Annotated in this window: 6 protein-coding genes and 2 pseudogenes; 6 read left to right on the top strand and 2 right to left on the bottom strand. The window is 61.6% G+C overall.

The annotated features are described in order from the left end of the window. From KO516_RS20310 to kdsA, 4 genes are all read left to right on the top strand, one after another. On the top strand, nucleotides 1–699 hold a 699-nt coding region (locus KO516_RS20310; RefSeq protein WP_305833645.1), incomplete at its 5' end, for a UDP binding domain-containing protein. Between the two features lie 79 nt (nucleotides 700–778). After that, nucleotides 779–1765 (top strand): SIS domain-containing protein, encoded by a 987-nt coding sequence (locus KO516_RS20315; protein ID WP_216005613.1) that lies wholly within the window; start codon nucleotides 779–781, stop codon nucleotides 1763–1765. Nucleotides 1766–1827: 62 nt separating this feature from the next. Next, nucleotides 1828–2619, top strand: coding sequence for a 3-deoxy-manno-octulosonate cytidylyltransferase (locus KO516_RS20320; protein WP_216005614.1), 792 nt, complete (start codon nucleotides 1828–1830; stop codon nucleotides 2617–2619). Next, nucleotides 2616–3461, top strand: coding sequence for a 3-deoxy-8-phosphooctulonate synthase (gene kdsA, locus KO516_RS20325; protein ID WP_216005615.1), 846 nt, complete (start codon nucleotides 2616–2618; stop codon nucleotides 3459–3461). The genes KO516_RS20320 and kdsA overlap by 4 nt, the downstream gene beginning before the upstream one ends. A 606-nt stretch (nucleotides 3462–4067) precedes the next feature. Here the strand turns inward: kdsA and KO516_RS20330 are convergent. Continuing rightward, a pseudogene (locus KO516_RS20330) lies at nucleotides 4068–4747 on the bottom strand (DDE-type integrase/transposase/recombinase); the annotation flags it as partial. A gap of 94 nt (nucleotides 4748–4841) precedes the next feature. Here KO516_RS20330 and KO516_RS20335 point away from each other — a divergent pair. Next, nucleotides 4842–6065, top strand: coding sequence for an IS256 family transposase (locus KO516_RS20335; RefSeq protein ID WP_216005616.1), 1224 nt, complete (start codon nucleotides 4842–4844; stop codon nucleotides 6063–6065). A 34-nt stretch (nucleotides 6066–6099) separates the two neighbouring features. On the opposite strand, the pseudogene KO516_RS20340 reads toward KO516_RS20335, so the two are convergent. Then, nucleotides 6100–6677, bottom strand: a pseudogene (locus tag KO516_RS20340) (transposase); the annotation flags it as partial. Between the two features lie 444 nt (nucleotides 6678–7121). On the opposite strand from KO516_RS20340, the gene KO516_RS20345 reads away from it, so the two are divergent. After that, entirely contained in the window at nucleotides 7122–7340 is a 219-nt protein-coding gene (locus KO516_RS20345) for a hypothetical protein (RefSeq protein WP_216005617.1), read from the top strand. Nucleotides 7341–7422: the final 82 nt, after the last annotated feature.

The raw sequence follows: 7422 nt of genomic DNA on the forward strand, positions 1-7422 counted from the left end.
CGGATCATCGTGGGCGAGCGCTCCGAACGGGCCGAAACCTTCGCGCGGCTGCTGCTCCAGGGCTCCGAGGAAACGCAGGTGCCCACGCTGTTCACCGACCCCGACGAGGCCGAGGCGATCAAGCTGTTTGCCAACACCTATCTTGCGATGCGCGTCGCCTTCTTCAACGAGCTCGACAGCTATTCGCTGGCCGGTGGCATGGACAGCCGCCAGATCATCGAAGGCGTCAGCCTCGATCCGCGCATCGGCGCGCATTACAACAACCCGTCCTTCGGCTATGGCGGCTACTGCCTGCCCAAGGACACCAAGCAGCTGCTGGCCAACTATTCCCACGTGCCGCAGAACCTGATCCGCGCCATCGTCGATGCCAACCGCACCCGCAAGGATTTCCTGTCCGATCAGATCCTGATGCGCGGGCCCAAGGTGGTGGGGATCTACCGCCTTGTGATGAAGGCGGGCTCGGACAATTTCCGCCAGAGCTCGATCCAGGGCATCATGAAGCGGCTCAAGGCCAAGGGCGTCGAGGTCATCGTGCATGAGCCGGTGCTGGAAGAGGCCGACTTCTTCCGCAGCCGCGTGGTCAACGATCTGGAGGCCTTCAAGGCGCAGAGCGACTTGATCGTCGCCAACCGCATCACCGACGATCTGCGCGACGTGACCGACAAGGTCTTCACCCGCGATCTGTTCGGCGCAGACTGAAGTCGGCCACAGCGGGCTTGAAGGGCAGCGCGGCTCCGGTGATAACCGGGGCCGAACCAGCAGCGAGGCCGCCAGACCGATGACAGCCGATTTCATCAGGGCAAAAAGCCCCCATGACGCCGATATCCTCGCCGCCGCACGGCGGACGCTGACGCTTGAGGCCGAGGCGCTAGCTTATATGGCCGACAATCTTCCCGAAGATTTTGCCCCCGCCGTGTCGGCCATGCTGGCATCGAAGGGGCGGGTGATCGTGTCGGGGGTCGGCAAGTCCGGTCATGTCGGGCGCAAGATCGCGGCGACACTGGCCTCGACCGGAACGCCCGGGTATTTCGTGCATGCGACCGAAGCCAGTCACGGCGATCTTGGCATGGTGTCCAGAGACGACATCTGCCTGCTGATCTCGAATTCGGGCGAAACCACCGAGCTGCAGGACATCGTGCAGCACACGCGGCGGTTTTCCATCCCGATGATCGCGATCTCGTCGCATCCCGGCAGCACTCTGATGAAGGCGGCCGATTACCGCCTGACCCTGCCGCCCCGCCCCGAGGCCTGCCCGATCGGCAAGGCCCCCACCACATCGACCACGATGACGCTGGCGCTTGGCGATGCCTTGGCCATGGCGCTGATGGAGCTGCGCGGCTTTCGGGCCGAGGATTTTGGCATTTTCCATCCCGGCGGCAAGCTGGGCGCGCAGATGAAGACGGTGGCGGATCTGATGCACACCGGTGACGCGCTGCCGCTGCTGGATGCGGGGGCCTCGATGCACGATGTGTTGCTGATGATCACCTCGCGCGGCTTCGGCATCGCCGGGCTGACCGAAAACGGCGTGCTGACCGGGGTCGTCACTGATGGCGACCTGCGCCGCAACATCGAGCACCTGATGGAGCGCCAGCCGCTTGATATCGCCACCCGCGACCCGGTGACCATCACCCCCGAGCGCTTCGCTTCGGAGGCGCTGGCGATTGTCGATGCGCGCAAGATTCAGGTGTTGCTGGTGGTCGATCAGAACCGCGTGCCGGTTGGCATCCTGCATGTGCATGACCTTTTGCGCGCCGGTGTGGTGTAAGCCCGGCGCCCCCCTTGCCATCGCGGGCCTCGCGCCCGCCCCCTCACCAGTGAGAGCGCCTCTTGAAAACCGTCGTCATCATTCCCGCCCGCTATGCCTCGAGCCGCTATCCGGGCAAGCCGCTTGCCGCGCTGACCCTGCCGGATGGGCGCAAGACCACCCTCATCGAGATGACCTGGACCGCCGCGCAGCAGATCAGCGGCGTCGACGCGGTTTATGTGGCCACCGATGATGCGCGCATCGCCGATGCGGCGAAAGGCTTTGGCGCAAAGGTCATCATGACCTCGCAGGCTTGCGAAAACGGCACCGCGCGCTGCGCCGAGGCGCTCACCAAGCTGCCCGAACCCCCGGATCTGGTGATCAACCTGCAAGGCGACGCGCCGCTGACCCCGCCGTGGTTCATCGAGGCGCTGATCGAGCGGATGAAGACCGATGCCTCGGTTTCCGTCGCAACCCCGGTGCTGCGCTGCGACCGGCAGACCTTTGACAATTTCGTCACCGACCGCAAGAACGGCCGCGTCGGCGGCACCACCGCCATTTTCGATGCACAGATGAAGGCGCTGTATTTCTCCAAGGAGGTGCTGCCCTTCATCGATCCCGGCAAGGTTCCCGACCCGATCCCGGTGTTTCACCATGTCGGCGTCTATGCCTATCGTCCCGAAGCGCTGAAGGCTTATACCGAAACCCCCGTCAGCACGCTGGAAACCCTCGAAGGGCTGGAACAGCTGCGGTTCCTTTACAACGGAACGCCCATGGCTTGCGTCGAGGTCGACGCCCGTGGCCGCCTGTTCTGGGAACTCAACAACCCCGAAGACGCCGCCCGCATCGAGGCGGCACTGGAGCAAGCCAAATGATCGAGACCCGCACCGTCAGCGTTGGCGACATAGACATCGGCGGGCGCGCGCCGTTTGCCCTGATCACCGGCCCGTGCCAGCTCGAAAGCCTCGATCATGCGCGGATGATGGCCGAAAAGATCGCCGAGGCCTGCGCGCCGACGGGGACAAAATTCATCTTCAAGGCCAGCTATGACAAGGCCAACCGCTCGTCGATCAGCACCGAGCGCGGCCTCGGTCTGGAAGAAGGGCTGAAGATCCTTGGCCAGATCAAGGCCGAATTCGGCGTGCCGATCCTGACCGATGTGCATGACGCGGCGCAATGCGCCCCGGCGGCCGAGGTCTGCGACATCCTGCAGATCCCTGCCTTCCTGTGTCGCCAGACCGACCTTTTGCTGGCTGCCGGCAAGACCGGCGCCGCGCTCAACGTCAAGAAGGGGCAGTTCCTCGCACCTTGGGACATGGGCAATGTCGCCGAAAAGATTGCCAGCACCGGCAATGAGCGCATCCTGCTGTGCGACCGGGGCACCTCGTTCGGCTACAACACGCTGGTCAGCGATTTCCGCGGTCTGCCGATCATGGCGCGCACTGGCTATCCGGTGGTGTTCGACGCCACCCATTCGGTGCAGCAGCCGGGCGGGCAGGGCACCACTTCGGGCGGCCAACGCGAATTCGCCCCGGTGCTGGCACGCGCTGCGGTGGCCGTCGGCGTCTCGGCGCTGTTCATCGAAACCCACGAGGATCCGGACAACGCGCCCTCGGACGGGCCGAACATGATCCCCGTCGACAAGATGGCGACCCTGATCGGCCAGCTGCGCGCGCTGGACGATCTGACCAAGTCGCAAGACGATCTCAGGCTCTGATGGGACTGCTCTGGCCTGAGCCAATCGATAAGGACGGCCGGGGCCAAGCTCCTGTCGAGGCACTACAAGCCGGGCTGCCCGCGGCCACACCTCTCTTCGGGGTCGTGCTGTCGGTCTTCACCACGCTACCATAACCCGGATAAGACCTCAGTCAGGTCCGGGCATGCCGGGTTACGGGGTCGTGTCCGCCAAGGCCTGTTGCTGCTGAGCGCGCGACAGCCTGAAGTTCCTGATAAGCCACCTATCTGCGCGGGGGAAGTCTTCGGGGCACTCTTGCCAACCGTGTTCTCGGATCAGCTCAGAATTCCTATCCTGCCCATCAGCAACGTCATCCTGCTCTTTCTGATCGCCGGGATCACGGCCCTTGTCCTGCGTCTCTGACGACTCCGGGGCAGCAGCAGAGGTTTTATCAGGCTCGATAATATGGGATCTGTATAAGGGATCTCTATTATCGAGCTTTGCAGGTGGTCTGCGCAAGCTCGGATCGCGCTTGAATAAAACCGAACCTGCGCTGCCAACGATCAGAGCCAAGGATATCCGCGCGGATCTGATAAGCTACCCGACGCGCCCTCGGCCGTCCTTAGAGTATCCGCGCGTGCATCAGGCTCACGGGCTGGTGTCGTGAGCTGATTTGATCAGGTCTGTCGGGACCTTGTTCCCGATGGACCCGTGCGGTGTTTCTTCGTTGTCGTCTCTACCACTGCCCGGCAGGCGATTGCGAAGCAATCTGCCGAGAGGGGCCAAGCCTCCAGCTTTTCGGCGGGATCTTCAAGGCTCATGAACCAATGGCTGTTCAGGCATTCCGCCCGGAAGCGCCCGTTGAACGCCTCGATGAAGGCGTTGTCCGTGGGTTTTCCGGGGCGCGAGAAGTCCAGCGTCACACCCTTGGCGTAGGCCCATATGTCCATGTCCTTCGAGATGAACTCGCTGCCCTGATCGACGCGGATTGTGGCTGGGTAACCGCTGCGTCTGCACACCCGCTCGAGGGGCGCAACGACGTCTTCGCCGAGGTAGGTGAAGCCTGCGTCGAGCACCGGCACGTAGCGCGAGAATGTGTCCACCACCGTGAGCACGCGAAGCTTGCGCCCCGTCGCGAGCTGATCGTGGACGAAGTCCATAGCCCAGATATCGTTGGGCTCGACAGCCTCCGGGAGTGTCCTGAACTTTGTGTATCCGTGCCGATCCATGCGGTTTTGGATACTCAAGCGTCGAAGCGCTCGCCGAACATTATGGCGAACTGATTGCGGGCTGCAAACCATTCCCTGACGTTTCGGCCATCCCTCTCGAAGTTGCGGATGGCGAGGTAGATCAGCTTGGCCTTTGAGACTGTGCGGAATTTTGTGCCCCGGCGTGGTAACCCCCTGATGAGGAGACCCACGTATGAGCATCGACAAAGACCTTCTGGACCGCCTGATGGAAGGGCGGTCGCCCGGCGATCTTTTTGGCAAGACGGGCATACTTTCTGAACTGACGAAGGCGCTGGCCGAGCGGGCGCTGAGCACCGAGTTAGACATTCATTTGGACGAGGAAGGCACCGACGAGGTGCCTGCTGGTCAAGTCCAAGTGGCCAACCGCCGGAACGGACGTAGCCAAAAGACGGTGACCACCGATAGCGGAAAGGTTGTCCTCGACATCCCACGAGACCGCAATGGCACCTTCGACCCGCTGTTGATCGCCAAGTACCAGCGCCGGTTTCCGGAATTTGATCGCAAGATCGTCAGCATGTATGCGCGCCGCATGACCACCCGTGAGATCCAGGGTCACATCGAGGAAATCTACGGCGTCGAGGCATCCCCCGGCCTGATCTCAGCGATCACCGACGCCGTCATGGACGAGGTCACGGCGTGGCAAAATCGCCCGCTGGAACCCTGCTATCCAGTCATCTTCATGGACGCGATCCGGGTCAATATCCGCAGCGATGGGGCGGTATCGAACAAGGCGGTTTTCGTGGCGCTGGCGATCCTGCCAGACGGTACGCGGGACGTTCTGGGGCTGTGGTTTCAGGCCAATGAGGGCGCCAAATTCTGGGCAAAGGTTTTGAACGATCTACGCAACCGAGGTGTCCAGGACATCCTGATTGCCGTGGTGGACGGCCTCAAGGGCTTCCCACAGGCCATCGAGGCGGCCTTTCCCCAGACCCAGGTCCAGACCTGCATCGTTCACCTGCTGCGCCATTCCATGAGTTTCGCCAGCTACAAGGATCGCAAGGCCGTGGCCTCCGCCCTGAAGGCCGTCTACACCGCTGTCGACGCCGAGGCGGCAAAGGCCGCACTGGTCGATTTCGAGGACAGCGATCTGGCCCGGCAATACCCTGCCATCGCACCCAGCTGGCGGCGGGCCTGGAACGAAGTCATCCCCTTCCTCGACTATCCGCCCGAGGTGCGGAGGCTGATCTACACCACAAACGCTATCGAGGCGCTCAACTCGAAAATCCGCCGCGCCGTCCGAACCCGCGGCCACTTCCCCAGCGATGATGCAGCCGCGAAGTTGATCTATCTTGCGCTGAATGCTACTTCTCAAGAGTGGAAACGCTCAGTGCGTGAATGGCACGCTGTCAAAAGCCAGTTTGCAATCATATTCGAAGACCGCTTCCCAATGGCGTAACAAAATGCGCCGGGGCACAAAATTCCGCACAGTCTCTGGCCTTTACCCGCCGCTTCGGCGTCTTGTTCCGCAATTGCATGCCCAACTCATTGTAAATGCGATAAGTCTTCTTCGCATTGATCTCCCAACCCTCGCGGCGCAACAGCACATGCACCCGCCTATAACCGAAGCGGACACGGGTCTGGCAAATCTCTCGGATCCGCTGTTCCAAAGCGGCCTGCCCAGGTCGGCGAGACTTGTCGCGATAGGTCCTTGGATCGAACCGGATCACCTCGCAGGCGCGGCGGATCGACACCTGCCAATCCACCCGCATCTCATCGACCAGCGGCCTCTTGCGGGCAGGCCTCAAAGCTTTCGCTTGATGACGTCCTGCAACATCTCCTTGTCCAGTGCGAGATCGGCGACGATCTTCTTCAACCGCGCGTTTTCCTGCTCAAGCTCCCGCAGCCGCTTCATCTCGGACGGCATCAATCCCGCGTACTTCTTCTTCCAATTGAAGAAGGTCGCCGTGCTGATCCCCGCCTTGCGGCGGACCTCTACGACAGGCCTGCCATGCTCCGCCTGCTTGATGATGAACGCCTTCTGCGCGTCCGTGAACTTCGTTGCCTTCATGCGTTTCCGCTCCTCTCCCAGCCAAGGATTCCGCCCGGAAAACTCTAAGCTGGAACGGGGGCGTTTTCGGGGATCACATCACACCCTACGAATACATCGGCAAGATCTGGACATCCGAGCCCGACAGATTCATCTTAAACCTGATCCACCAGATGCAGGGACTGAACAGCTAGCTACAACTCTCTCCACGAAGCTCTCGCACACAAGTTTTCAGTATTCGCGCCTTGGCGGATGCAAAAATTCTGTCCGGGAGGCACTAAAACTCCCTTTTAAGCAACATAATATATCTTATGAGTCATAACTCGTGTATAGGGATTCGCGCTACCATTAGGCGACAATCACATTAGAAAAGAGATGGTTATCTAATGGAGAAAGTCTGCCATGGGAGCGGATTACACGCAACTGAGCGTCAAGGAACGTGTTTAGATCGAACGCTGGCGGCTGGTGAAGATCCCCGTCCGGGAGATGGCGTGGGTGTTGCAGCGTTCAAAAGCCACGAGCCACCGCGAGATCACGCGGAGCTGGTTCAGTGACGAAAGCCGACCGGGCGATGACGGCGACCATTATGCTGCCGCGCATCAGAAAGCCATCCATCGGCGCGCCCGTCAGCGCAAGCTGATCCGGCATCCAGAGCTTCGAAATCAGGTTGTCGAGCGGATCTAGAACGGACCCCTCCCGGCAGCATGCTGCGCATGCGTCTGCCGGTCGACGGGACGCCCGAGCAGATCGGCAACCGGCTGATCCG

Origin of the sequence: Citreicella sp. C3M06 (assembly GCF_018860705.1) — a bacterium.
Classification (GTDB): Bacteria; Pseudomonadota; Alphaproteobacteria; order Rhodobacterales; family Rhodobacteraceae; genus Salipiger.